At 71.8% G+C, this 1,794-nt stretch carries 4 protein-coding genes; all 4 read right to left on the bottom strand.

Annotation, left to right across the window (positions count from 1 at the left end; translation table 11 throughout):
- Window positions 1-312 (bottom strand): amidase family protein (locus P409_RS33390; protein ID WP_274519203.1); only part of this gene is annotated, 312 nt, incomplete at its 3' end.
- Between the two features lie 92 nt (window positions 313-404).
- A complete protein-coding gene (locus tag P409_RS33395; RefSeq protein WP_034848827.1) occupies window positions 405-773 on the bottom strand; it encodes a VOC family protein in 369 nt (122 codons plus the stop codon).
- 213 nt (window positions 774-986) lie between these two features.
- Window positions 987-1,469, bottom strand: coding sequence for a helix-turn-helix transcriptional regulator (locus tag P409_RS33400; protein ID WP_238578833.1), 483 nt, complete (start codon window positions 1,467-1,469; stop codon window positions 987-989).
- A complete protein-coding gene (locus tag P409_RS41075; RefSeq protein ID WP_238578834.1) occupies window positions 1,469-1,681 on the bottom strand; it encodes a helix-turn-helix transcriptional regulator in 213 nt (70 codons plus the stop codon). Before P409_RS41075 ends, P409_RS33400 begins: the two co-directional genes overlap by 1 nt.
- Window positions 1,682-1,794 lie beyond the last annotated feature (113 nt).

Here is a 1,794-nt window from a genome sequence, read left to right on the forward strand (position 1 = left end):
ATTCCGCAGCACCTCGGCCCCGGCGGTGGTGACCGTGCCCTCCAGGTCGACCAGGTCCTTCCAGGCGATCGGCACGCCGTCCAGCGGCCCCAGCGGCCGGCCGGCGCGGTAGCGCTTCAGGCTGGCCTCGGCCTCGCGCCGCGCCCGCGCCTCGGTCAGCAGCAGGAAGATCGCCTTGTCCGGGCAGGCGCGGATATGGTCGAGGAAGAACTCGGTCGCGGTGACCGGGTCGGCGGCGCCGGAGAGGTAGAGGCGGCCGAGGGCGGCGGCGGAGATCTGGGACAGGTCGGCGGTCACGGCGTGCGGTTCCACGGCCCCGGATCCCATCGCCCCGGCGGGCCGCTGGCCGGGTGCGATCCGCCTAATCGACCAGCCGGCACCGGGTTTGTCGAGTGTTCCTCGATCTACACCGTCAGCGCGAACACCCGCAGGCGGTGGCCGTCGGGATCGAGGGCGACGAAGGTGTGGCCGAAATCCAGCGTGGTCGGCGGCTGCAGGATCGGCAGGCCGCGGCCGCGCCATTCGGCATGCAGCGTCTCGACCGTTTCGGCGTTGGCGACGCTGAAGCCGATCTCGCCGCCACCGCCGGCCGCCGTTGCCGCGGGCTCGACCGTGTGGCGCGACCACAGGCCCAGCTTGGCGCCGCCGTCGAGCAGGAACAGGGCGAAGGTCGGCGCGGATTCGACCGGTTCGCGGCCCAGCAGACCGGCATAGAAGGCGGCGCTGGCCGGCGGGTTGTCGACGTAGAGCAGGGTGTAGCTGGGGATCGGCATGGCGGCTCTCCTGTGGTGTGGAGACCGTCTCAACGCATTCTTCTTTCGCCGTCATTGCGAGGAGGCGCAGCCGACGAAGCAATCCAGGGGCCAGGGCGAGCCGCCCTGGATTGCTTCGCTGCGCTCGCAATGACGGTGTCAAGAAACAGCGAGAAGGTCTGTTGCGGTGACGGGCCCAGAATGCACGCCGATGCTGTCAGTTTCCGGCAGCAGTCAGTCGCGCGATGAGATGCCCTGGCTCTCGCGCCATTCCTTGAGGAGGGATTGGCGGCGGCGTGGATAGCGCGCCTCAATGGTCGCCAGCTCGGCGATCCGGTCGGTGCGGAAGTGGCGGAAGCCCTGGCGCAGCTCGCACCACGCCACCACCATGCGGATCTGGTCGAAGAAGCCGAGGGCGAAGGGCCAGATCACGCGCCGCGTCTCCGCCCCCTCCGGGCCGCGATAGGCGATGGCCAGCTTGCGCTCGCCCCGGATCGCCTGGCGGACCGCCGCGAGGTCGATGCTGCCGCCGGCGATCGGCTGGCCGGGGCCGACCAGCAGGGCACTGGCGTCCAGGCCCTGGCGCAGATCTTCCGGCAGCACCGCCGCGATCTTGGCCAGGGCGTTGCGGGCGGCGTCGCCCAGCCGGTCGTCGGCGCGCCGCGCCACCCAGCGCGACCCCAGCACCAGCGCCTCGATCTCGTCCTCCGAGAACATCAGCGGCGGGCAGGCATGAAGCCGGGCCGCAGCACATAGCCCAGCCCCGGCTCGCCCTCGATATCGGCGCCTTGGGCCTGCAGCGTGGCGATGTCGCGGTAGAGGGTGCGCAGGCTGACGCCGGTCTCGGCCGCCAGGGCGCGGCCGCTGACCGGCCGGCGGTGGCGGCGCAGCACCTGGATCAGCCCCAGCAGGCGTTCCGATCGCGACACAGGCCCTCCTCGTCCAGGCGAGCATGCTGCCAGATCCTGGCAGCGGTGTCAGCGCGCGCCCGGCACCAGGACCCGGCCGGTGAAGGGGCCCTCCACCGCCTCGACATAGGCGC

It is taken from the genome of Inquilinus limosus MP06, assembly GCF_000767795.1.
GTDB lineage: Bacteria > Pseudomonadota > Alphaproteobacteria > DSM-16000 > Inquilinaceae > Inquilinus > Inquilinus limosus_E.

Excerpts from the sequence above, each read along its gene's own strand:
- P409_RS33400 (WP_238578833.1), bottom strand. The coding sequence starts at position 1,469 with ATGTTCTCGGAGGACGAGATCGAGGCGCTGGTGCTGGGGTCGCGCTGG.
- P409_RS33395 (WP_034848827.1), bottom strand. The coding sequence starts at position 773 with ATGCCGATCCCCAGCTACACCCTGCTCTACGTCGACAACCCGCCGGCC.